21 protein-coding genes and 1 tRNA gene are annotated in these 21,788 nt (G+C 69.7%); 10 read left to right on the plus strand and 12 right to left on the minus strand.

Annotated features, from left to right (window positions below; translation table 11 throughout):
• Positions 1-176: 176 nt before the first annotated feature.
• From ABID77_RS03850 to ABID77_RS03870, 5 genes are all read left to right on the plus strand, one after another.
• Positions 177-893 (plus strand): CerR family C-terminal domain-containing protein, encoded by a 717-nt coding sequence (locus tag ABID77_RS03850; RefSeq protein ID WP_429591120.1) that lies wholly within the window; start codon positions 177-179, stop codon positions 891-893.
• Positions 890-2,557, plus strand: coding sequence for an efflux transporter outer membrane subunit (locus ABID77_RS03855; RefSeq protein WP_429591123.1), 1,668 nt, complete (start codon positions 890-892; stop codon positions 2,555-2,557). Before ABID77_RS03850 ends, ABID77_RS03855 begins: the two co-directional genes overlap by 4 nt.
• Positions 2,554-3,711, plus strand: a complete 1,158-nt coding sequence (locus ABID77_RS03860; RefSeq protein WP_429591126.1) for an efflux RND transporter periplasmic adaptor subunit — start codon at positions 2,554-2,556, stop codon at positions 3,709-3,711. The genes ABID77_RS03855 and ABID77_RS03860 overlap by 4 nt, the downstream gene beginning before the upstream one ends.
• A complete protein-coding gene (locus tag ABID77_RS03865) occupies positions 3,708-6,881 on the plus strand; it encodes an efflux RND transporter permease subunit (protein WP_429591129.1) in 3,174 nt (1,057 codons plus the stop codon). Before ABID77_RS03860 ends, ABID77_RS03865 begins: the two co-directional genes overlap by 4 nt.
• A gap of 138 nt (positions 6,882-7,019) precedes the next feature.
• Entirely contained in the window at positions 7,020-7,397 is a 378-nt protein-coding gene (locus ABID77_RS03870; protein ID WP_429591132.1) for a hypothetical protein, read from the plus strand.
• A 99-nt stretch (positions 7,398-7,496) separates the two neighbouring features.
• Here the strand turns inward: ABID77_RS03870 and ABID77_RS03875 are convergent, their stop codons facing one another.
• From ABID77_RS03875 to ABID77_RS03885, 3 genes are all read right to left on the minus strand, one after another.
• The gene (locus ABID77_RS03875; protein ID WP_429591135.1) at positions 7,497-9,020 is read right to left on the minus strand and encodes a tripartite tricarboxylate transporter permease; all 1,524 of its coding nucleotides are present in this window, start codon (positions 9,018-9,020) and stop codon (positions 7,497-7,499) included.
• A gap of 1 nt (position 9,021) precedes the next feature.
• Complete coding sequence (locus tag ABID77_RS03880; RefSeq protein WP_429591138.1) at positions 9,022-9,582, minus strand: tripartite tricarboxylate transporter TctB family protein; 561 nt, start codon at positions 9,580-9,582, stop codon at positions 9,022-9,024.
• Between the two features lie 94 nt (positions 9,583-9,676).
• Positions 9,677-10,636, minus strand: a complete 960-nt coding sequence (locus ABID77_RS03885; protein WP_429591141.1) for a Bug family tripartite tricarboxylate transporter substrate binding protein — start codon at positions 10,634-10,636, stop codon at positions 9,677-9,679.
• A 113-nt stretch (positions 10,637-10,749) separates the two neighbouring features.
• Between ABID77_RS03885 and ABID77_RS03890 the strand changes: the two genes are divergently transcribed.
• The 4 genes from ABID77_RS03890 (at position 10,750) to ABID77_RS03905 (ending at position 13,889) form a co-directional block, all read left to right on the plus strand.
• Positions 10,750-11,442, plus strand: a complete 693-nt coding sequence (locus ABID77_RS03890; protein ID WP_429591144.1) for a response regulator — start codon at positions 10,750-10,752, stop codon at positions 11,440-11,442.
• Positions 11,439-12,845, plus strand: a complete 1,407-nt coding sequence (locus tag ABID77_RS03895; protein ID WP_429591147.1) for a sensor histidine kinase — start codon at positions 11,439-11,441, stop codon at positions 12,843-12,845. Before ABID77_RS03890 ends, ABID77_RS03895 begins: the two co-directional genes overlap by 4 nt.
• 46 nt (positions 12,846-12,891) lie before the next feature.
• Positions 12,892-13,317 (plus strand): RNA-binding S4 domain-containing protein, encoded by a 426-nt coding sequence (locus ABID77_RS03900; protein ID WP_429591150.1) that lies wholly within the window; start codon positions 12,892-12,894, stop codon positions 13,315-13,317.
• 188 nt (positions 13,318-13,505) lie between these two features.
• The gene (locus ABID77_RS03905; RefSeq protein ID WP_429591153.1) at positions 13,506-13,889 is read left to right on the plus strand and encodes a hypothetical protein; all 384 of its coding nucleotides are present in this window, start codon (positions 13,506-13,508) and stop codon (positions 13,887-13,889) included.
• Between the two features lie 19 nt (positions 13,890-13,908).
• Here the strand turns inward: ABID77_RS03905 and ABID77_RS03910 are convergent, their stop codons facing one another.
• Positions 13,909-14,196 carry a hypothetical protein gene (locus ABID77_RS03910; RefSeq protein ID WP_429591156.1) on the minus strand — a complete coding sequence of 96 codons (288 nt, stop codon included), beginning with the start codon at positions 14,194-14,196 and terminating at the stop codon, positions 13,909-13,911.
• A 216-nt stretch (positions 14,197-14,412) separates the two neighbouring features.
• Positions 14,413-14,760 (minus strand): DUF3761 domain-containing protein, encoded by a 348-nt coding sequence (locus tag ABID77_RS03915; protein WP_429591159.1) that lies wholly within the window; start codon positions 14,758-14,760, stop codon positions 14,413-14,415.
• 187 nt (positions 14,761-14,947) lie between these two features.
• Between ABID77_RS03915 and ABID77_RS03920 the strand changes: the two genes are divergently transcribed.
• Positions 14,948-15,661: a GAF domain-containing protein gene (locus ABID77_RS03920; RefSeq protein WP_429591162.1), complete on the plus strand. Its 714-nt coding sequence runs from the start codon at positions 14,948-14,950 to the stop codon at positions 15,659-15,661.
• A gap of 30 nt (positions 15,662-15,691) precedes the next feature.
• Here ABID77_RS03920 and ABID77_RS03925 read toward each other — a convergent pair whose 3' ends face one another.
• The 7 genes from ABID77_RS03925 to cysS all read right to left on the minus strand — a co-directional run bounded on the left by ABID77_RS03925 (position 15,692) and on the right by cysS (position 21,606).
• Positions 15,692-15,928 carry a hypothetical protein gene (locus tag ABID77_RS03925; RefSeq protein ID WP_429591164.1) on the minus strand — a complete coding sequence of 79 codons (237 nt, stop codon included), beginning with the start codon at positions 15,926-15,928 and terminating at the stop codon, positions 15,692-15,694.
• Positions 15,929-16,040: 112 nt separating this feature from the next.
• Positions 16,041-16,133, minus strand: a tRNA-Ser gene (locus ABID77_RS03930).
• Positions 16,134-16,186: 53 nt separating this feature from the next.
• A complete protein-coding gene (locus ABID77_RS03935) occupies positions 16,187-17,455 on the minus strand; it encodes an aspartate kinase (protein ID WP_429591167.1) in 1,269 nt (422 codons plus the stop codon).
• A 60-nt stretch (positions 17,456-17,515) separates the two neighbouring features.
• The gene (gene tilS, locus ABID77_RS03940) at positions 17,516-18,493 is read right to left on the minus strand and encodes a tRNA lysidine(34) synthetase TilS (RefSeq protein WP_429591170.1); all 978 of its coding nucleotides are present in this window, start codon (positions 18,491-18,493) and stop codon (positions 17,516-17,518) included.
• A 56-nt stretch (positions 18,494-18,549) separates the two neighbouring features.
• Positions 18,550-19,530 (minus strand): acetyl-CoA carboxylase carboxyltransferase subunit alpha, encoded by a 981-nt coding sequence (locus ABID77_RS03945; protein WP_429591173.1) that lies wholly within the window; start codon positions 19,528-19,530, stop codon positions 18,550-18,552.
• 19 nt (positions 19,531-19,549) lie between these two features.
• Positions 19,550-20,197, minus strand: a complete 648-nt coding sequence (locus tag ABID77_RS03950) for a DNA-3-methyladenine glycosylase family protein (RefSeq protein ID WP_429593273.1) — start codon at positions 20,195-20,197, stop codon at positions 19,550-19,552.
• A gap of 23 nt (positions 20,198-20,220) precedes the next feature.
• On the minus strand, positions 20,221-21,606 hold the full coding sequence (gene cysS / locus ABID77_RS03955; RefSeq protein WP_429591176.1) for a cysteine--tRNA ligase: 1,386 nt from the start codon (positions 21,604-21,606) through the stop codon (positions 20,221-20,223).
• Positions 21,607-21,788 lie beyond the last annotated feature (182 nt).

The raw sequence follows: 21,788 nt of genomic DNA on the forward strand, positions 1-21,788 counted from the left end.
CGCCCCTTCGGCGCGGCGGGTCGGCATCGGGCCGATCCGCCGCGCCGTGGACGAAGGCCGCCCTCGGCCTCACCTCGTCGGTGAGACCGAGGGCGGCCTTGCTGTTTTATCCGATTCGTCGGCGGATGGCGTCCAAGATCAATCGATCGATTGATCTCGTGCTGTAATCCACGTCCATGCCGACCGTCGTCCAACGTCCCCCCGCCTCTCCCGCCCCTCCCGCCGCGCCGCCGCGCGCCACACGCAGCGACGGCGCCGAAGCGCGCAACCGCCTGCTCCACACGGCCCTGGCGCTGTTCGCCGACCGGGGATTCGCCGGCACGTCGACCCGCGAGATCGCCCAGGCCGCGGGCACCAACATCGCGGCGATCGCCTACTACTTCGGCGACAAGGCCGGCCTGTACGCGGCGACCTTCAACGAGCCCATGGGCGGCAGCGTCGGCGAGCTGGTGGCGCTGATCGATGCGCCCGGCCTGGAGACGTCGGCGCTCCTGCAGGCCTTCTTCGACGCCTACGTGGCGCCGCTCAAGCACGGCGAGACCGCCCGCCAGTGCATGCGCCTGCACATGCGCGAGATGATCGAGCCGACCGGTCGCTGGGCCGAGGAGGTCGAGCGCGACATCCGCGGCCCGCACGAGGCGATGGTGCGGCTGCTGTGCCGCCACCTCGGCCTGCCGCGCGCCGACGACGACGTGCACCGGCTGGCGCTGGCCGTGATCGGCATGGCGATCCAGCTGTTCGTGATGCAGGACGCGGTCGGGACGCTGCGCCCGGCGCTGCTCGCTTCGGCCGAGGCCGTCGACGCGTGGTCGCGACGCCTGCACGGCTATGCGATGGCGCTGATCGAGGCCGAGGCCGTTCGGCGCGGCGCCGTCGCGGAGGCCCGGCCATGAAGCTCGCCTCCCTCGCTCCCGCACCGACGGCGACGACTCCCGGTCCGTTGCGGCGCGCGCTGCCGCTGACCCTCTGCCTGCTCCTGGGAGCGTGCGGCCTCGCGCGTCCTCCGGCGCGCATCGATGCCGCGACGCCGACGCGATGGAACGCGCCGCTGCCCGGAACCTCGGCGACCTCGTTGGCGCCGGCGACATCGACAGCCACGCCGACCCCGGCGACCGAGCCCGGCGTCCCGCCCTCCGCCCTGCCCCACGGCGGCTCGACGGCATCGCTGGCGGCCTGGTGGCGCCGTTTCGACGACCCGGCGCTGGCCGTGCTGATCGACGCCGCCCAGGCCGCGAATCCCAACGTCGCCAGCGCCGCCGCGCGCATCGCCGAGGCGCGCGGTGCCCGCACGCAGGCCGGCGCCGCGTTGCTGCCCGCGCTCGACGGCACGCTGTCGGCGCAGCGCAGCAACTCGCCCTTCGGCACCGGCGTCGCGGCCGGCGGCGACGGCGCCTCGCTGCCCGGCCTGACGACCTTGCAGGGCGGCCTGCAGTCGCGCTGGGAACTCGATCTCTTCGGCGGCCTGCGCGCCGGTCGCGACGCGGCCGACGCCCGCCTGCGCGGCGCCGACGCCCGCTGGCACGACGCGCGCGTCTCGGTCGCAGCGGAGACGGCCAATCTCTACTTCGGCGAGCGGGCCTGCCAGCGCCAGCTCCTCGTCTCGACCTCCGACGCGCGCTCGCGCGCCGAGACCGCGCGGCTGACCGACCTGTCGGCCGACGCAGGCTTCACGGCGCCGGCGAGCGCCGCGCTGGCGCGCGCGAGCGCGGCCGACGCCTCGGCCCGCCTGACGCAGCAGCGCGTGCAGTGCACCCTCCTGCGCAAGGGTCTGACCGCGCTGACGGCCATCGACGGCCGCGCGCTCGACGCGCTGCTCGACGCCGCGCCCGCCGACCGCGGACCGCCGCCGGTGCCCGCCGTCGCCAGCGTGCCGGCCCGGGTGCTGGCCCAGCGGCCCGACGTCTACACGGCCGAACTGGCGGTGGCGGCGGCCAGCGCCGACGTCGGCGCCGCCGAGGCCGAGCGCTATCCCGCCCTCACGCTGCAGGGCTCGATCGCCGCCTTGCAGCTGCGCAGCGGCGGCGTGCACCAGTCGCTGCAGACCTGGACCTTCGGCCCGGTCGCGCTCAGCCTGCCGATCTTCGACGGCGGCGTGCGCGCGGCCAACGCCCGCTCCGCCCGGGCCCGCTACGAGGAGGCCGCGGCGCTCTACCGCGCCGGCGCCCGGCAGGCGGTGCGCGAGGTCGAGGAGGCCCTGGTCAACCTGCAAGGCACCGAGGCGCGCGCCGGCGACGCCGACACCGCCGTGCGCAACTACCAGGTCTCGTTCGACGCCACGCAGGCGCGCTACGACAGCGGCCTGGCCAGCCTGTTCGAGCTGGAGGACGCGCGCCGCACGCTGTTCGGCACGCAGACCGCGCGCGTGGCGCTGCAGCGCGAGCGCGCCGAGGCCTGGGTCGCGCTCTACCGCGCCACCGGCGGCGGCTGGACGCGCCCGGGCGACGATGGCGCCGCCGTCGCCGCGCTCCCCTCTCCCGACACCACCACCCTCACCGCGTCGACGCCCGTCGCGACCACGCCCGGCACCCCGGCCTCCTCCCCCGCCCAGCTCCCATGAAGACCCCGAAACGCTCCACCCTGATCGCCGCGCTCGCGATCGCACTCGTCGTGGCCGGCGGCGTCGCCCTCTGGTCCGTGCGCGGCAGGACGCCCGAGGGCGGCCAGGCCGCGTCGGCGGTCGAGGACGGCAAGGGCGCCCCGGCGCGCCCGGTGCTCACCGTCACGGTCGCCGCCCCGGAGACCACCGAGCTCACCGTCACCCTGGCGGCCAACGGCAACGTCGCGGCCTGGCAGGAGGCCATCGTCGGCTCCGAGTCGAACGGGCTGCGCCTGGCCGAGGTGCGCGCCAACGTCGGCGACGTCGTGAAGAAGGGCCAGGTGCTGGCGCGCTTCTCGCCGGAGACGGTGAACGCCGAGGTCGCCCAGTCGCGCGCCTCGCTGGCCGAGGCCCGCGCGACGGCCGCCGACGCCGCCGGCAACGCCGCGCGCGCCCGCACGCTGGCGCAGACCGGCGCCCTGAGCCAGCAGCAGATCAACCAGTACCAGACCGCCGAGCAGACCGCCAGGGCGCGCGTGACGGCGGCCGAGGCGGTGCTCGCGGCGCAGCAGGTGCGCGGGCGCAACACGCAGGTGCTGGCGCCGGACGACGGCGTGATCTCGGCGCGCGCGGCGACGGTCGGCGGCGTGGTGGGCGCCGGCACCGAGCTGTTCCGCCTGATCCGCCAGGGCCGGCTCGAGTGGCGCGCCGAGGTCATCGCCACCGAACTAGGCCGCATCGCCATCGGCACGCCGGCGGTGGTGGTGGCCGCCAGCGGTGCGCAGCTGCAGGGGAAGGTGCGCAGCATCGCGCCGACGGTCGATCCGCAGACGCGCGCCGCGCTGGTCTACGTCGACCTGCCGGCCGTGCCGCAGGCCACGGCGTCGGGCGGCGGCGGCGGCTTCAAGGCCGGCATGTTCGCGCGCGGCGACTTCCAGCTCGGCCGCACGAACGCGGCCACCGTGGCGCAGGCCTCGGTCGTGCCGCGCGACGGCTTCAACCACCTGATGCTGCTGCAGGGCGACGACCGGGTCGCGCAATTGCGCATCGAGACCGGGCGGCGCGTCGGCGACCGGGTGGAGGTGCTGACGCCGCTGCCGGCGAACGCGCGCGTCGTCGTGCAGGGCGCGGGCTTCCTCAACGACGGTGACCTGGTGCGGGTGGTGGCCCCATGAACGTCTCGGCCTGGTCCATCCGCAACCCGATCCCGGCGGTGATGCTGTTCGTGCTGCTCACCTTCGGCGGGCTGCTGTCCTTCAACGCCATGAAGGTGCAGAACTTCCCCGACATCGATCTGCCCACCGTGACGGTGTCGGCGGCGCTGCCGGGCGCGTCGCCCTCGCAACTGGAGACCGACGTCGCGCGCAAGCTGGAGAACTCGATCGCCACCGTCACGGGCCTGAAGCACATCACGACCAAGGTGCAGGACGGCGCGGTCACGCTGATCATCGAGTTCCGCCTGGAGAAACCCGTGCAGGAAGCGGTCGACGACGTGCGCTCGGCCGTGCAGCGCGTGCGCGCCGACCTGCCCGCCGACGTGCGCGACCCGGTCATCACCAAGCTCGACTTCGCCGCCCAGCCGGTGCTGGCCTTCACCATCGCGTCGTCGAAGATGGACGACCAGTCGCTGTCCTGGTTCGTCGACAACGACGTGACCAAGAAGCTGCTGGCGCTGCCCGGCGTGGGCGCGGTCAACCGCGTGGGCGGCGTCACGCGCCAGGTCCACGTCGACCTCGACCCGGCCCGGCTGCAGGCGCTGGGCGCGACGGCCTCGGACATCTCGCGCCAGCTGCGGCTGGTGCAGACCGAGAGCGCCGGCGGGCGCACCGACTTGAGCGGCAGCGAGCAGCCGGTGCGCACCCTGGCCACCGTGCGCTCGGCCGACGCCCTGCGCGACATCCAGATCCCGCTGTCGGACGGCCGGCGCATCCGGCTCGACCAGGTCGCGCGCATCACCGACACCATCGCCCAGCCGCGCGCGGCGGCACTGCTCGACGGCAGGCCGGTGGTCGGCTTCGAGGTCGCGCGCAGCCGCGGCCAGAGCGAGGTCGCCGTCGGCGCGCTGATCCAGCAGGCCCTGCTGGAACTGCGCGCCCAGCACCCCGACATCCAGCTGACCGAGGCCTTCAACTTCGTCGAGCCGGTGCAGGAGGAGTACGACGGCTCGCTGCACCTGCTCTACGAGGGCGCCATCCTGGCGGTGGTCGTGGTGTGGCTGTTCCTGCGCGATTGGCGCGCGACCTTCGTCTCGGCCGTGGCGCTGCCGATGTCGGTGATCCCGGCCTTCGTCGGCATGCACCTGCTGGGCTTCTCGATCAACGTGATCTCGCTGCTGGCGCTGTCGCTGGTGATCGGCATCCTGGTGGACGACGCCATCGTGGAGGTGGAGAACATCGTGCGCCACCTGCGCATGGGCAAATCGCCCTACGACGCGGCGATGGAGGCGGCCGACGAGATCGGCCTGGCCGTCATCGCCACCACCTTCACATTGATCGCGGTGTTCCTGCCGACGGCCTTCATGAGCGGCGTGGCGGGCAAGTTCTTCAAGCAGTTCGGCTGGACCGCCTCGCTGGCGGTGTTCGCCTCGCTGGTGGTGGCGCGGGTGCTCACGCCGATGATGGCGGCCTACCTGCTCAAGCCCATCGTCGGCCAGGAGAAGGAGGCCGGCTGGCTGCGCGTCTACATGCGCATGGCCGAGTGGTGCATGCGCCACCGGCTGGCCACGGTGGCGATGGCGACGCTGTTCTTCATCGGCTCGATCGCCATGATCCCGCTGCTCAAGACCGGCTTCATCCCGCCGGACGACAACTCGCAGACCCAGGTCTACCTCTCGCTGCCCCCCGGCGCCACGCTGGCCCAGACCCGCGCCACGGCCGAGGAGACCCGCCTGCGCCTGATGAAGGTGGCGCACGTGCGCAGCGTCTACACCACGGTGGGCGGCGGCAGCGCCGGCGGCGATCCGTTCGCCGGCTTCGGCACGCCCGAGACGCGCAAGGCGACGCTGACCGTCAAGCTCGATCCGCGCGGCGAGCGCCCGCGCAAGCAGGTGGTGGAAAACGAGATCCGCTCGGCGCTGGAATCGCTGCCGGGCGTGCGCAGCACGGTCGGGCTGGGCGGCTCGGGCGAGAAGTACATCCTGGCGCTCAGCGGCGAGGACCCGGTGGCGCTCACCACGGCCGCGCGCGCCGTCGAGCGCGACCTGCGCACCATCCCCGGCCTGGGCGCCATCACCTCCACCGCCAGCCTGATCCGCCCGGAGATCGCCGTGCGCCCGAATTTCGCGCGCGCCGCCGACCGGGGCGTGACCAGCTCGGCCATCGCCGAGACCCTGCGCATCGCCACCGTGGGCGACTACGACCAACTGCTGCCCAAGCTCAACCTGGCCCAGCGCCAGGTGCCGATCGTGGTGAAGCTGGAGGACTCGGCGCGCCAGGACCTGGCATTGCTCGAACGCCTGGCCGTGCCCGGCGCGCGCGGGCCGGTGCTGCTCGGCCAGGTCGCCGACCTGACGATGGAGGGCGGACCGGCCGTCATCGACCGCTACGACCGCTCGCGCAACGTCAACTTCGAGATCGAGCTCTCCGGCGTCGGCCTGGGCGACGCCAAGACGATGGCGATGGCCCTGCCCTCGATCCGCGCCCTGCCCCCGGGCGTGCGCGTGGCGGAGGTCGGCGACGCCGAGGTCATGACGGAGCTGTTCAACAGCTTCGGCCTGGCGATGCTGACCGGCGTGCTGTGCATCTACATCGTGCTGGTGCTGCTGTTCAAGGACTTCCTGCACCCGGTGACCATCCTGTGCGCGCTGCCGCTGGCGCTCGGCGGCGCCTTCGTCGGCCTGCTGCTGGGGCAGAAGGCGCTGTCGATGCCCTCCCTCATCGGGCTGATCATGCTCATGGGCATCGCCACCAAGAACTCGATCCTGCTGGTGGAGTACGCCATCGTCGCGCGGCGCGGCAACGACGGCGCCGACGGCCATCCGGTCGTCGCGCCCATGAGCCGCTGGGACGCGCTGCGCGACGCCTGCCATAAGCGCGCCCGGCCGATCGTGATGACCACCATCGCCATGGGCGCCGGGATGATGCCGATCGCCTTCGGCTGGAGCGCGGCCGACTCGAGCTTCCGCTCGCCGATGGCGATGGCGGTGATCGGCGGGCTCATCACCTCGACCGTGTTGAGCCTGCTGGTGGTGCCGGCCGTCTTCACCTACGTCGACGACCTGGAGCAGTGGCTGCGGCGCGGTGTGCGGCGCCTGCGCGGGCACGGCGACGCGGCGCCGCCGGGCGGGTCGGCGTCTTCTCCGGCGGGCGTTCCGACCCGGGCCGCCCTGCCGCGCGGCGAGTCGTGAACCAGAGGCCGTCGCCGCTCCTCGACCGGCGACGGCCACGACCGGTCCTCTTCCTACCGTCGCACGCTGCGGGTTCGCACCCGTGACCGGCGGCCGGCCAGTGAACATCCATCTCCTCGCAAGAATCCGGAGTTCGCCATGCCCGTAGCCATCCGCATCCGATACGCCGTCGCCGCCGCCCTCGTGATGGGGAGCAGCGGCTTCGCGCAGCCATCACCCGCGACGAGCGATCCGGCCCAGGCCCAGCGGCGCTACGAGGCCCGCATCGCCGAATGCAACGGCAGCGGCATGCCGACGCCGGCGCGCAACGCCTGCGTCCGCAACGCCGGCCTCCTGCTCGACCGCACGCTGGGTGGCCCGCCCGCCAACACGGAGATCGACACGCAGGACGGCCGTGCCACCGTGATCGCACCCAGCGGCTCGATCGCGCCGCGCGCGGGCTCCGACACCGTGACCTCGGGCGACGGCCGCGCCACCATCGTGGTGCCCGCCGACGGGATCGGCACGCCGCGCTGAGCGGCGGCATGGCTTCGGGTGCGACGAAGCGCCAAGAAAAACGCCCCGCACCCATGAAAGGTGCGGGGCGTCTTGCCGGAAGACGGGCCGGCCGGTCCGTCAGGCGTCGACCTGCGCCAGCGCCCTCGCCTTGCGCTCGCTCATGCGCTTGGCGATGCGCGGCAGCGTCAGCACCGCCAGCACGACGATCACCAGCGCGATCGACATCGGCCGCTGCAGGAACACCATCGCGCTGCCCTCGCCGATCGACATCGCGTTGCGCAGCTGCGCCTCGGCCAGGGGACCGAGGATCATGCCCACGACCACCGGGGCGGTCGGGAAATCGAAGCGCCGCATGATCACGCCCAGCACGCCGATGGCGTAGAGCAGGAACAGGTCGAACGCGCTCTGGCGCATGCCGTAGGCACCGACCGTCGCGAAGATCAGGATGCCGGCGTAGAGCTGGGGCTTGGGGATCTTCAGCAGCTTGACCCACAGGCCGACCATCGGCAGGTTCAGCACCAGCAGCATGACGTTGCCGATGTAGAGCGAGGCGATCAGCGCCCACACCAGCGCGGCGGAGGTGGTGAACAGCTGCGGACCCGGCTGGATGCCGTAGTTCTGGAACGCGCCCAGCAGGATGGCGGTGGTGTTGGAGGTCGGGATGCCCAGCGTGAGCAGCGGGATCAGCGCGGCCGTGACGGTCGCGTTGTTCGCCGCCTCGGGGCCGGCCACGCCTTCGATGGCGCCCTTGGTGCCGAACTCGGCGCGGTCGGCCGGATCCTTGGCCAGCTTCTTCTCCATCGCGTAGCTCAGGAAGGTCGGGATCTCGGTGCCGCCGGCCGGGATGCAGCCAAAGGGCGTGCCGATGGCGGTGCCGCGCAGCCACGCCGGGATCGAGCGCTTCCAGTCGCGCGCGCTCATGTGCACGCGGCTCAGCTTGTTCTGGCCCTCGACGACGCGCCCCTCGTAGAGCACGGCGTAGAGGACTTCGGCCACCGCGAACAGGCCGACGGCGACCAGCACGATCTCGATGCCGTCGAGCAGTTCGGGCACGCCGCCGGTGTAGCGGCCCTGGCCGGAGATCTGGTCGAGGCCGATGCAGCCCGCGGCCAGGCCGATGAACAGCGCCGTCATGCCGCGCAGCGTGCTCTTGCCCAGCACCGCGCTGACGGTGGTGAAGGCCAGCAGCATCAGCAGGAAGTACTCCGGCGGGCCGAGCTTGACCGCGAACTCGGCCACGAAGGGCGCGAACAGCGTGACGACGACCGTCGCGATGCTGCCGGCCACGAACGAGCCGATGGCCGCCGTCGCCAGCGCCGCGCCGGCGCGCCCGCTCTTGGCCATCTTGTTGCCCTCCATCGCGGTCACCATGCTGGCGGTCTCGCCGGGGGTGTTGAGCAGGATCGAGGTGGTCGAGCCGCCGTACATGGCGCCGTAGTAGATGCCCGAGAAGAAGATCATCGAGGCCGTGACGTCGACCTTGCCGGTGATGGGCAGCAGCATCGCCACCGCCACCGCCGGGCCGATGCCCGGCAGCACGCCGACGGCCGTGCCCAGGGCGCAGCCCACCAGACACCACAGCAGGTTCGCCGGGGTGATGGCCGAGGCGAACCCGGCCATGAGTGCGTCGAAGATTTCCATGTCAGAGCCATCCCGTGGAAGTGAGACCCGGCAGGTTGATGGCCAGGAACTGCGTGAACATCCAGAACACTGGCGCGGCGATCAGCAACCCCGTGACGGCGTCGACGATCCAGGCGCGCGGCGAATTCACCTGCGGCTGGCCGGCGGCACGGCGCAGGCCCTGCACGGCCAGCAGGTAGCACAGCGTGCAGCTCAGGATGAAGCCGAGCGTGGTGATCAATGCCGCGTTGAGCAGCAGGCCGGCCGTGACCCAGACGAAGCCGGGCCAGTAGGCGCCGACGGCGTCCGAGGGCGGATCCATCTCGCGGAAGCCGCCGGTGCGCGACTCCCAGACGATCCAGGCGCCGCACAGCGTCAGCACGATCGACACCAGCCACGGCAGGAAGTTGGGGCCGACGCCGCCGTAGCCGGCGTCCGACGAGATGCTCAGCGCGCCGAAGGCGAGCGCCAGGCCGGTGAGGAACACGCCGACGCCCACCAGCGTCTGGGGCCAGGTCGCCACCGCGGCGGGCGGCGGATCGTGCGGCGCGAAGGGATTCGCCGAAGCGTCGGCAGGGGTCATGGAGGAATCTCCGGAGCAGCGAGGAAGGGGACTGAAAAAAGGCACGTCGCGCGACGTGCCTTCGGGGGGTGCCGGGGCCGTGCGACCCGGCCGGTCAGACCATGCCGGACTTGGTCATGGTCGCGCGCAGGCTCGCGAACTCGTCGTCGACGAACTTGGCGAAGGGTTCGCCGGCCAGCACGGCGGGCGTCCAGTCGTTCTTCTTCGACGCCTCGGCCCACGACGGGGTCTTGAGCGCCGCCAGCACCAGGTCGGTCAGCTTCTGGCGCTGCTCGGCCGAGATGCCCGGCGCGCCGTAGACGCCGCGCCAGTTGCCGATCTCGACGTCGATGCCCTGCTCCTTGAGGGTGGGCACGTTGACGCCAGGCAGGCGGTTGGCCGACGTCACGGCGATGGCGCGCATCTTGCCCGCGGCGATGTACTCGGCGAACTCGCTGTAGCCGCTGCCGCCGACGGTGACGTTGCCGCCGAGCACGGCCGCCGTCGCCTCGCCGCCGCCACGGAAGGCGACGTAGTTGATCTTGGACGGATCGGCGCCGACCTTCTGCGCGATCATGGCCGCGGCGATGTGCTCGGTGGAACCGCGCGAGCCGCCGCCCCACTTGACGCTGCCCGGGTCCTTCTTGAGCTGGGCGACGACGTCGGCCATGGTCTTGAAGGGCGAGTTCGCCGGCAGCACGAAGACGTTGTATTCGCTGGAGATGCGGGCGATGGGCGTGGCCTGCGACAGGTTGACCGGCGGCTTGCCGGTGATGATGCCGCCGAGCATGACGGCGCCCATGACCATCAGCGCGTTCGGGTCGCCCTTGGAGCCGTTGATGAACTGCGCCAGGCCCAGCGCGCCGGCGGCGCCGCCCTTGTTATCGTAGGTGACCGTGTCGGCCAGCTTGCCGTCGGTCATGGCCTTGCCCAGCGCGCGGCCGGTGGTGTCCCAGCCGCCGCCGGGGTTCGCCGGGATCATCATCTTGACGTTGGTGGCGGCACGGGCCGACAGCGGGAGGGCACCGGCGGCGGCGAGTGCGGCCAGTGACTTGAGGAAGGTATCGCGACGCATGGGGGTGTCTCCTGGGAATGTTTGTCGGCAATGCCGGGTCGGCCGCTATGATGCGCCGCGCTCCTGTCAGTTGGCTGTCCGCCGGACTGGGGTTAACACTCACCCGACCCTCCATGAAGCTGCTGCTCGTCGAAGACGACGCGTCGATGCAGTCGACGCTGCAGCGCGCGCTCGAGCGCCGCCGCATCGACGTGCGCGTGTGCGGCGACGGCGCGCTGGCCTTGGCGCAATGGCAGGCGCTGGAGCCCGACGTGGTGGCACTCGACCTGAGCCTGCCGAACGTCGACGGCCTGCAGGTGCTGGCCGCCGCGCGCGCCGCCGGGCTGCGCACCCCGGTGCTGCTGCTGACAGCCCGCGGCACGGTTGGCGACCGCATCGTCGGGCTCAACGCCGGCGCCGACGACTACCTGCCCAAGCCCTTCGACCTCGACGAACTCGAGGCCCGGCTGCGCGCCCTGCGCCGGCGCCACCAGGGCGCGGCCGGTGATGCCCCGCCCGGTCCGCAGGACGTCGGCGGCCTGCGCTACGAGGCCTCCAGCGGTGCCATCTACCACCGCGCCGCCGTGCTGGAACTCACCCCGCGCGAGCTGGCGCTGCTCTCGGCGCTGATGGTCCGGCCCGGCCACGCGATGACCAAGGAGCGCCTGTTCGAGCTGGTGTTCCCGGGCGCGACCGAGGTGCAGTACGAGGCGATCGAGGTCGTCGTCTATCGCCTGCGCAAGAAACTCGCCGGCACCGGCGCCGTGCTGATGACCCTGCGCGGCCTGGGCTACCTGCTGCGCGAAGACACGGCCCCGACCGCATGACGGCCTCGCTGCGCACGCGGCTGCTCGCGGGCATCCTGCTGCCCGTGGCGGCGGTCATCGGCATCAACAGCGTGAGCCTCTACCGCGACAGCCTCGCCGCCGCCACCGTGGCCTACGACCGCACCCTGCTGGCCTCGGCCAAGACCATCGGCGAGCAGCTCGACGTCGAGGGCTACGACGGGCAGGCGCTGCTGCGCTCGGTGGTGCCCTACTCGGCGCTCGAAGCCTTCGAGGCCGACAACCAGAGCCACATGTACTACCGCGTCTCGGCGCTCGACGGCGAGATGGTCTCGGGCTTCGCCGACCTGCCCTTCTGGCACGGCCGCCTGCCGATGAAGCCGCCCTACGCGTCGCTGGTCGACTTCTACGACGAGACCTTCCGCGGCCAGCCGGTGCGCGTCGCCGTGCTGCTGCAGCCGGTGGCGAGCGGGCGCGGACGCGGCACGGCGGTGGTGCAGGTGGCCGAGACGCTGGAACTGCGCGAGACGCTGGCGCGCAGCCTGCTCGTCGACACGCTCTGGCACCAGCTCGTGCTGCTGGGCGTGATCGCGGCCGTGACGGTGATCGTCGTGCAGCGCGCCACGCTGCCGGTGCGGCGCCTGGGCGAGGCGATCGAGCACCGCGCCGCCGACGACCTCTCGCCGGTGGAGGCGCCCGACGCGCCGCGCGAACTGCGCCCGCTGATCGACGCGACGACCCGCGTGATGGGTCGGCTGCAGGGCCTCATCGACCACCAGAACCGCTTCGTGCGCGACAGCGCCCACCAGTTGCGCACGCCGCTCGCCGTGCTCCGGGTGCAGGTGCAGTCGGCGCGTCGCGGCGACCTCCCGGCCGAGCAGGCGCTCGCCGAGATCGACCGCACCGTCGCGCGCGCCACGACGCTGGCCAACCAGATGCTCTCGCTGGCCAAGGTCGAACAATTGCGCCAGCAGCCGGACTCGCAACCGCTGGACCTCGTGGAGATCGTGCGGCAGGTGGTGCTGGACGTCTCGCCGCTGATCGCCGAGCGGGCGCTGGATTTCGGGCTCGACACCGACGACGCGCCGGTGACGGTCCGCGCCCATCGCTGGATGCTGGAGGAGCTGACCCGCAACCTGCTGCACAACGCCATCCGCCACAGCCCGCAGGGCGGCACGCTGAGCGTCGCGGTGCGTCGCGAGGACTCGGCGACGGCGGTGCTCCGGCTGCGCGACGACGGTCCGGGCATCCCGCCCGACCTGCAGAAACGCCTCTTCACGCCTTTCGCGACGGGCGGCATGCCCGGCGGCTCGGGACTGGGACTGACCATCTGCCGGGAGATCGTCCGGGCGCTCGACGGCCGGATCGCGCTGGACAATCGCTCGGCCGGCGATCGCATCGAAGGACTGGACGTCACGGTGCGACTGCCGCGACAACCGGACTGAGGCGCGCTCCCCGCCGGCCACCGCATCGACATCAACCAAGGACACGATGGATCGACTCCGCATCGACAAATGGCTCTGGGCCGCACGCTTCTACAAGACGCGCTCGCTCGCGGCCGAGGACATCGGCAAGCACCGCGTGCAGGTCAACGGCGACATCGCCAAGGCCTCGCGCGAGGTCAAGGCCGGCGACACGGTGGCCGTGCGCCACAACGCGACGATCCGCACGGTCGTCGTGCGCGGATTGAGCAAGCAGCGCGGACCGGCGCCCACGGCCCAGTTGCTCTACGAGGAGACGCCCGAGAGTCTGCTGGCCCAGGAGCAGGCGCGCGAGCAGCGCCGCCTCGGCAGCGAACCCGCCCTCTCCATCGTCCAGGGGCGACCGACCAAGCGTGAACGTCGCGACCTCGACGACGCGTCGCGCGGCTGGGGAAACCGCTGGAGCGCGAGCCTGGAAGACGGCGAGGAACGCTAGCTCGTCGCTCGACGGCACCGGACGTTCCGAGTCGCCTTTCGAACGTCGTTTCTAAATAATCTTTTGTATGTAATACGAAAGTTTTTTATAAAGAACTGAGCGTTTTTTTACTAATTCAACGTGAACAATTTGACAGTGGTTGAACGATCGGTCCGCAGATACTGACGCCCATCTGCTCGGAGAGACACATGAACCAATGGGAAACTGACTTCACCAAGGCCGTCGCGGCGCTGGAGATCGCCTACGACACCGACGTCCGCGCCTACGCGACCTTGAAGGACGACACCAAGTCTTCCTGGGGCCTGCAACCGGTGCCGATGTGGCCGGAAGCGGTCAAGGCGAGCCCCATGGCACGTGCCCGGATGGCCCTGGTCGCGGCCGAGGAGGTCGTGCGCACCTTGGTCGCCCGCCGCAGCGTCGCCCTGCGTCAAGCCCGCGAGCGACGCGCCATGCTGCACGATCGCGTCGCGTTCGCACCCACGATGCCGATGGTGCTCGAGCCGGCCAATGCCATTCCCGCTGGCCTGTTCTCTTTCGAGCGAGATCGTTTTCAGGGCGCGCGTCAGCACTGAAAACGCCACTTTCCGACCGCTATTGCAATGTGCCCTTGCCTTGGCTCAGCTCCATGAAAGGGCTGATGAACAAGGGCGGTGCCACCTCTCCTTGGCGCGGCCCGTTCGGCCCGCACAGGGCCTGCATGGCCACATAGCCCGCGGCGAGCGCCGCGACGTAGCTTTCCACCGGCATTTCCGCCGACTCGATCGGCTCGTAGATGCCCATCTCGTCGTCCTCTTCCTGCACCACCCAGAAGTACAGACCCGGAACGGGTTCGTCGACGGTCAAGGCAAGGCGTCGCAATTCGCTGTGGTTCTTCGTCATCTCTTGGGTTCCATGGGCAACAACGTCTCGTTTGTAAGAGATGCAGCGACCAAAATGAAGTATTTAGTTCATACTTTCCCAGGAACCTCGAAAGATTTGGCGATTTTTGTCAATAAGTTTTCAGAATTCGACAAGCGCATCACATTGGAACGACCGTGCGGTCTCCTGCGCTTCGCTCGACACATGGCCCGCCGGGCGAACGATCGGGCCTGTCGCTCACCTCGGCGCAGATGCCGGCAGTGAGCGCGGTGCAGGTGCCGGTGACGTCACGGGATTCTCGGGCGTGCCCGGCGTGCGGGACGGCAGGCCCGTCGTGGGAGCGGCCTGCGTGGCGCTGACGGCCGGCGATTGGGTCTGTACCGCCTCTCCGGCGACGCCGAGCCAGGTCTTGACTCCCTTGTGCCCGGTGCATGCCGACGAACGCTGCGCCTCCTTGGAATAGCTGCCGTCGTTGCACTGCGCCGTGCTGCCGGCCGGAGCCTTGGCCTGCGTCGACTGGGCCTGCACCTGGAAGCCGGTGGCGGCCAGGATCGAACAGAGTGCGAGCGTGGACAGGTGTCTCATGGAAGGTCTCCTTGCGTGGAAATGATCGGAAAAGATGACTGCAGCCTGCCCTTTCCGGAGATAAGGCGTGTAGGTGCGTTCAGCGCATTGCGGTGGGGAAAGTCGACGCCGGTGCTCAAGATGCGCTTGCCGGTGCCGATATGTCGACGAAGACCCTTGCCCCTTCTCCGAGCGACGGTGACCCTCCATGCCCAACACCCGCAACCTCTCCGACCAGCAACTCATCGACAATTCGCACCAGTGGCGACGCCTCGCGCTCGCCGGCAATGCGGACGCCCTCGGTGAAGCACGCCGCCACGAAGCGGAGCTTCGCCGACGCCTCGGTACCTTGGATCCTGCAACGTTGGCGCCGAAGTCGGGAAGCGACGAGATGGCAGCGACTGCCGACGCCGGCCTGCCTCTCGCGGCGGTGGACATCGCCAACCAGTTCATCATCGCCACGGCCGATGCATCGACCCGATCGGCGGACGCGCTGCGCGACCTGCTGCATAACCTGCGTGTCCTGCTGGCGATGGACATCGCATTCGTCGCCGAGTTCGTCGACGATCGCAAGATCTATCGCCACATCGACCATGCCGACAACGCCGAGCTGCCCGTCAAGACCGGCGATGCGGTTCCCAGGGAAACGACGCTGTGCCAGCGGGTCGTCGACGGCCGCCTTCCGGAACAACTCGCGGACGCGCGGGCCGAGCCCCTGCTGGCGGAACTCCTCGCCTCCCCGCAAGCCCTGAACATCGGTGCCTACCTCAGCACACCGGTCGTCCTGCGCGACGGCAGCGTCTACGGCACCCTGTGCTGCATCAGCCACGCCGCGCGTTCGGCCCTGGGCAGCCGGCAGATCGATGCGCTGCGGTACGTCGCCGGCATCGTCGCCGTCGAACTGGAACGGCATCGGTGCTGATCGACCCTCAGCCGGCGATGCGATGCGGGATCAGTCAAGCGTCGTGTGCGAGAACCAAGCCTTGACTTCGTCGGCGAAGGCGTCCTGCGCGGCACGCGATTCTTCGTGAGCCTTCTGCCAGGCACGGGTTTCCTCGTGACCCGTGCCCGTTCGGCGAGCCAGCGCTTCCCAGGCGCCCCGCTCCGCATCGGCTGCGGCGTTCGCCCTTTCTCGGGCGGCCAGGAAGGAAGGCGGAAAGCCGGATGATGGCGTGGTGTCGTCGGTCATGGGTCGTTTATTGCAGAGACATCCGATCCGGCCTGTCATCGATTACCCTGAAACCGATCGTCGATCCCATGGAAAAAGCCCTGCCGATCCGGAGATCGGCAGGGCTTCGTCTTGGCGGAACCGGAGGGATTCGAACCCTCGATGAGGCTCTACACCCCATACTCCCTTAGCAGGGGAGCACCTTCGGCCACTCGGTCACAGTTCCTGAGCCGTCGATTATGCCATCTCCGAAGCCGATTTCCCGGCTTCGTCAGGACTTTATGCAACCGGCTGGTCGAGATCGAAGGCCTTGTGCAGGGCGCGCACGGCGAGTTCCATGTACTTCTCGTCGACCACGACGGAGGTCTTGATCTCGGAGGTCGAGATCATCTGAATGTTGATGCCCTCCTCGCTGAGCACGCGGAACATCTTGCTCGCCACGCCGACGTGGCTGCGCATGCCGATGCCCACGATGCTGACCTTGCAGATCTTGGTGTCGCCGACGACCTCGGCCGCGCCCAGCGTGGGCAGCACCTTGGCCTTGAGCAGGTCGACCGTGCGCGCGTAGTCGTTGCGGTTGACCGTGAAGCTGAAGTCGGTCTTCCCGTCCTTGCTCAGGTTCTGGATGATGACGTCGACCTCGATGTTGGCATCGGCGACGGCACCCAGGATGTGATAGGCGATGCCCGGCTTGTCGGGCACGCCCAGCACCGAGATCTTGGCCTCGTCGCGATTGAATGCGATGCCGGATACGACGGCTTGTTCCATGTTTTCGTCTTCCTCGAAAGTGATCAGCGTGCCGGACTTGGCCTCTTCATCGATGTCGATGTCCCAGGGCGTGAAGCTCGAGAGCACGCGCAGCGGGACCTTGTACTTGCCGGCGAATTCCACCGAGCGGATCTGCAGCACCTTGGAGCCCAGGCTCGCCATCTCCAGCATCTCCTCGAAGCTGACGGTGGTCAGGCGGCGCGCGTCGGGTTCGACGCGGGGATCGGTGGTGTAGACGCCGTCGACGTCGGTGTAGATCAGGCATTCGCTCGCCTTCATCGCCGCGGCGATGGCCACGGCCGAAGTGTCGCTGCCGCCGCGTCCGAGCGTGGTGATGTTGCCGGCGTCGTCCACACCCTGGAAGCCCGTGATGACGACCACGCGGCCGGCCTCGAGGTCGGCGCGCACGCGCTCGTCGTCGATGCGCTCGATGCGGGCCTTGGTGAACGAGCTGTCGGTGCGAACCGACACCTGCCAGCCGGCGTAGCTCACCGCCGGCACGCCTTCGGCCTGCAGCGCGATCGCCAGCAGTGCCGACGAGGCCTGCTCGCCGGTGGAGGCCAGCATGTCGAGTTCGCGGAAGTGTTCGGTGCCGGCGCTGCTCGTGGCGAGTTCCTTGGCCAGGCCCAGCAGGCGGTTGGTCTCGCCGCTCATCGCGCTCGGGACCACCACCATCTGGTGGCCGGCGCGCGACCACTTGGCCACACGCTTGGCGACATTCTTGATGCGCTCGGTGGAGCCCATCGACGTGCCGCCGTATTTGTGAACGATCAATGCCATGTGGATGAAAGAAATCAGGACAGGGGAAAAAAGTCGGCCGCATCGACGCGGGGCCGAGGGTCAGGGAGAAGGCGCGGCATTGTACCAACGCAGTTTCTCCCCCTCGCGCTCGACGAAGCCGTCGGCCACCTTGAGACGGATGCCATGGCCGCGCGTGCTGCACGCCTGCACCTGCACGAGGAGCTGGCGCAGTTGGGCCTCGCTGGGCACCGCGTCGTGAGCGCTGCGCAGCCAGTGCCGCAGCGCGTTGGCACGGCGTTCCTCGGGCAGGCGCCGCAGAGCGTCGATGGCGGGCGGCGTGCCGGTCGCGGCCAGGTCGTCGATCGCGACGGCCGTGAGCAGTCGAGAAGCCCGCGCGGCATTGCGCGCGGAGCGGGCGAAGGTCTCGCGGAACTGCGGCAGCACTTCGTCCAGCACGGGCATCAGGCGCGCGCGGATGCGGTTGCGGGTGTAGCGCTCGTCGACGTTGCTCGGATCCTCGACGAAGGAGACTCCCGTCTCGCGCAGCCACCGTCGCAGGGCATCGGCGCGCACGTCGAGCAGGGGCCGATGGAAGACGACGCCGTGGCGTTGCATCTCGCGCGGCATGCCCGCCAGTCCGTCGAGACCGGCGCCGCGCCCGAGCGCGATCAGCATCGTCTCGACCTGATCGTCGGCATGCTGGGCCAGCAGCACGTGCGAAAGACCTCGCGACCGGGCCAGATCGGCGAGCGTCAGGTAGCGGGCACGCCGCGCGGCGTCTTCCGGACTTTCCCCCGGCCGATGACGTGCGTCGACACGGCCCGTGTGCAGGGGAACGTCCAGTGCGGCGCAGGCGGCCGCGCAATGACGCTGGAAATCGTCGGCCGCGGCTTGCAATCCGTGATGCACGTGCAGTGCCTGCACCCTTCCCGGCCAACGGTGTGCCGCGGCATGCAGCAAAGCCGTGGAGTCCGCTCCGCCGCTGTAGGCAATGCCTACGAAAATCCCGGGGTGGGGTTCATCTGCAGAAATCGTCCAATCGAGCAACGCGCGATACGCGGGGTTGGACAGCGGCATCGCGTGTGGCGAGTTGAACGGAATCGCGGATGCGCATGCCGCGCACCGCGCGTCGCTCAGCGCGCGTTCTCGGTCTTGGTGTCCGAGAAGCGGCCGTAGCCCTGCAGCCGCTCGTAACGCCGCGCGAGGAGTTCCTTCACCGGCAGGTCGCTCACCTGGCGGAAGGCGTCGTTGAGCGCGCGTTTCAGGAATGCGGCCATCTGGCGGTGGTCGCGATGCGCCCCGCCCACCGGCTCGTTGACGATCTTGTCGACCAGGCCCAGCGCCTTGAGGCGGTGTGCCGTGATGCCCAGCGCATCGGCGGCTTCCTGCGCCTTGTCGCTGGTCTTCCAGAGGATCGACGCGCATCCTTCGGGACTGATGACCGAGTAGATCGAGTACTGCAGCATCACCAGCTGGTCGCCCACCGAGATCGCCAATGCACCGCCGGAGCCACCCTCGCCGATGATCGTCACGATGACCGGCACCTCCAGTTGCGCCATCTCGAAGATGTTGCGGCCGATTGCTTCGGACTGGCCGCGCTCCTCGGCGTCGATGCCGGGATAGGCACCGGGCGTGTCGACGAAGGTGAACACGGGCAGCTTGAACTTCTCCGCCGTCTTCATCAGACGCAATGCCTTGCGATAGCCCTCGGGCTTGCTCATGCCGAAGTTGCGCAGCGTGCGTTCCCGGGTGTCACGACCCTTCTGGTGACCCAGCACCATGCAGGGCGTGCCGTTGAAGCGAGCCAGACCGCCGACGATCGACAGGTCGTCGGCGAAGTGCCGGTCGCCGTGCAGTTCGACGAAATCGGTGAAGATCTCGTGGATGTAGTCGAGCGTGTAGGGGCGTTCCGGATGCCGGGCGATCTTGGTGATTTTCCAGGGCGTCAGGTCGCTGTAGATGTCCTTGGTGAGCTGCTGGCTCTTCTTGCCGAGCTGGTCAATCTCGTCGGAGATGTCGACGGCGGATTCGGTCTGCACGTAGCGCAGTTCCTCGATCTTGCCTTCGAGTTCCGCGATGGGCTGCTCGAAGTCCAGGAAGGTTCGTTTGGCCAACGTCTTCTCCTTGTTGTGGTCAGTACGCGACCGGCACCGGGTCGAGCGACCGCCAAATATACCAAGTCGCCACGCTGCAATAGGGGGCCCAGGCGACCCCCACCTCGCGCAGATCGGAGCGACTCACCGGCTCGCCCGAGAAGTAGTTTCGGCTCACGCCGTTGATGAGGCCGACGTCGTCCAGCGGCAGGACGTTGGGCCGCATCAGATGGAAGATGAGGAACATCTCGGCCGTCCAGCGACCGATGCCGCGGATCGCCACCAGCTCCTCGACGATCATCTCGTCGGTCATGTCCTGCCAGGCGTCGATGTGCACGGCACCCGAATTGAAATGGATCGCCAGGTCGACGAGGTACTCGACCTTGCGCGCCGACAGACCGGCCGCGCGCATGTCGTCGACCCGCAGCTTCAGGACGCTGTCAGGCGTCATGTCGCTCGGCAGCCGGGCGAAGCGATCCCACACCGCCTGCGCCGCCTTCACGGAGATCTGCTGGCCGACGATGCTGCGCGCCAATGTGATGAAGGCATCCCCGCGCGATTCGAGGCACGCGTCGCCGAACTGCGGGATCAACCGCTTCATCACGCGGTCCTTCTTCGAGAGATGGCGGCAGGCCTCCTCCCAGTAGTCGGGCGTGATGACCCGCACCGGGATGTCGGTCGCCGCCAGGACGACCTGGGAGATGGGTGTCTTCACTGCGCGGTGGCCCAGGTGGTGCCACTGGCGGAATCCTTGAGCACGATGCCCTGGGCGAGCAGCTCGGCGCGGATGCGATCGGCCGCCGCGAAGTCGCGGTTCGCCTTGGCCTCGGCCCGCCGGCCGATGAGTGCCTGGATGGCGGCATCGTCGAGCATGCTGCCGGCCTGCAGGAAGCGCTGCGGGTCGTCCTGCAGGATGCCGACGCAGCCGCCCAGCGCGCGCAGCAGGCCGGCCAGGGGCGCCGAGCGCGTGCGGTTGACCTCGCCGGCCAGGTCGAACAGCACCGCCACGGCCTCGGGCGTGCTGAAGTCCTCGTCCATGGCGGCCTTGAAGCGCGCGGCGTGTCCCTCGGACCAGTCGATCGACGCCGGCGTCAGCGGCTCCGGCGTCACGCCGTGCAGCGCCGTGTAGAGCCGCTTGAGCGAGGCACGCGCGTCGTTCAGGTGCGCGTCGCTGTAGTTGAGCGGACTGCGGTAGTGCGCGCGCAGGACGAAGAAGCGCACGGTCTCCGGGTCGAAGCTCTTGAGCACGTCGCGAATGAGGAAGAAGTTGCCCAGGCTCTTGGACATCTTCTCGTCGTCGACGTTGATGAAGCCGTTGTGCATCCAGTAGCGCGCGAGCGGGTGACCGCTCGCGCCCTCGCTCTGCGCGATCTCGTTCTCGTGGTGCGGGAACTGCAGGTCGGCGCCGCCGCCGTGGATGTCGATGGTCTCGCCCAGCAGCGCGCAGGCCATGGCCGAGCACTCGATGTGCCAGCCGGGCCGCCCGGAGCCGAAGTCGCTCGCCCACTTCACTTCCTGCGGTTCCTCGGGCTTGGCGCCCTTCCAGAGCACGAAGTCGAGCGGGTCGTCCTTGCCGCCGAGGACGGCGACGCGTTCGCCCGCATGGAGTTCGTCGAGCGACTTGCCGCTCAGACGTCCGTAGCCCGCGAACTTGCGCACCGCGTAGTTCACGTCCCCGGACGGCGTGCGGTAGGCCAGTCCCTTCTCCTCCAGCGTGCCGATCATCGAAAGCATCTGCGCAACATGATCGGTGGCGCGCGGTTCGTGCGTAGGCCGTTCGATACCCAGCGCGTCGGCGTCCTCGTGGAGCGCCCGGATCATGCGGTCGGTCAGCGAACGCACGGTCTCGCCGTTCTCCACCGCGCGGCGGATGATCTTGTCGTCGATGTCGGTGATGTTGCGCACGTAGGTCACGTCCAGGCCGCTCGTGCGCAGCCAGCGCTGCACGACGTCGAACGCGACCATCGAACGGGCGTGTCCGATGTGGCAGAAGTCGTACACCGTCATGCCGCAAACATACATGCGCACACGGCCGGGCTGCATCGGAGAAAACTCCTGCATTTCACGCGACAGCGTGTTGTAGATGCGCAAACTCATGGGATTCGGGAAGCGTCAATTCGCACCTGGCCGGGAGCAGGCGTGCGATCGGTTTTTCAGAGGTGGGGGGAGGTCTCGGCACGAGGGGTTGGGCATGGCCCCTCGGCTACAATCCGACCAGTATAAACGGCCCTCGACGGGCCGGCCTCCGGGTTCCGTCCGGGCCTTGCTCCCACCGCCCG

This window comes from Variovorax sp. PvP013 (assembly GCF_050435945.1).
GTDB lineage: Bacteria > Pseudomonadota > Gammaproteobacteria > Burkholderiales > Burkholderiaceae_C > Variovorax.

Bases quoted from the DNA above. Each gene is read 5' to 3' on its own strand.
- ABID77_RS03850 (WP_429591120.1), top strand. From the start codon at position 177: ATGCCGACCGTCGTCCAACGTCCCCCCGCCTCTCCCGCCCCTCCCGCC.
- ABID77_RS03855 (WP_429591123.1), top strand. From the start codon at position 890: ATGAAGCTCGCCTCCCTCGCTCCCGCACCGACGGCGACGACTCCCGGT.
- ABID77_RS03860 (WP_429591126.1), top strand. From the start codon at position 2,554: ATGAAGACCCCGAAACGCTCCACCCTGATCGCCGCGCTCGCGATCGCA.
- ABID77_RS03865 (WP_429591129.1), top strand. From the start codon at position 3,708: ATGAACGTCTCGGCCTGGTCCATCCGCAACCCGATCCCGGCGGTGATG.
- ABID77_RS03870 (WP_429591132.1), top strand. From the start codon at position 7,020: ATGCCCGTAGCCATCCGCATCCGATACGCCGTCGCCGCCGCCCTCGTG.
- ABID77_RS03875 (WP_429591135.1), bottom strand. From the start codon at position 9,020: ATGGAAATCTTCGACGCACTCATGGCCGGGTTCGCCTCGGCCATCACC.
- ABID77_RS03880 (WP_429591138.1), bottom strand. From the start codon at position 9,582: ATGACCCCTGCCGACGCTTCGGCGAATCCCTTCGCGCCGCACGATCCG.
- ABID77_RS03885 (WP_429591141.1), bottom strand. From the start codon at position 10,636: ATGCGTCGCGATACCTTCCTCAAGTCACTGGCCGCACTCGCCGCCGCC.
- ABID77_RS03890 (WP_429591144.1), top strand. From the start codon at position 10,750: ATGAAGCTGCTGCTCGTCGAAGACGACGCGTCGATGCAGTCGACGCTG.
- ABID77_RS03895 (WP_429591147.1), top strand. From the start codon at position 11,439: ATGACGGCCTCGCTGCGCACGCGGCTGCTCGCGGGCATCCTGCTGCCC.
- ABID77_RS03900 (WP_429591150.1), top strand. From the start codon at position 12,892: ATGGATCGACTCCGCATCGACAAATGGCTCTGGGCCGCACGCTTCTAC.
- ABID77_RS03905 (WP_429591153.1), top strand. From the start codon at position 13,506: ATGAACCAATGGGAAACTGACTTCACCAAGGCCGTCGCGGCGCTGGAG.
- ABID77_RS03910 (WP_429591156.1), bottom strand. From the start codon at position 14,196: ATGACGAAGAACCACAGCGAATTGCGACGCCTTGCCTTGACCGTCGAC.
- ABID77_RS03915 (WP_429591159.1), bottom strand. From the start codon at position 14,760: ATGAGACACCTGTCCACGCTCGCACTCTGTTCGATCCTGGCCGCCACC.
- ABID77_RS03920 (WP_429591162.1), top strand. From the start codon at position 14,948: ATGCCCAACACCCGCAACCTCTCCGACCAGCAACTCATCGACAATTCG.
- ABID77_RS03925 (WP_429591164.1), bottom strand. From the start codon at position 15,928: ATGACCGACGACACCACGCCATCATCCGGCTTTCCGCCTTCCTTCCTG.
- ABID77_RS03935 (WP_429591167.1), bottom strand. From the start codon at position 17,455: ATGGCATTGATCGTTCACAAATACGGCGGCACGTCGATGGGCTCCACC.
- tilS (WP_429591170.1), bottom strand. From the start codon at position 18,493: ATGCCGCTGTCCAACCCCGCGTATCGCGCGTTGCTCGATTGGACGATT.
- cysS (WP_429591176.1), bottom strand. From the start codon at position 21,606: ATGAGTTTGCGCATCTACAACACGCTGTCGCGTGAAATGCAGGAGTTT.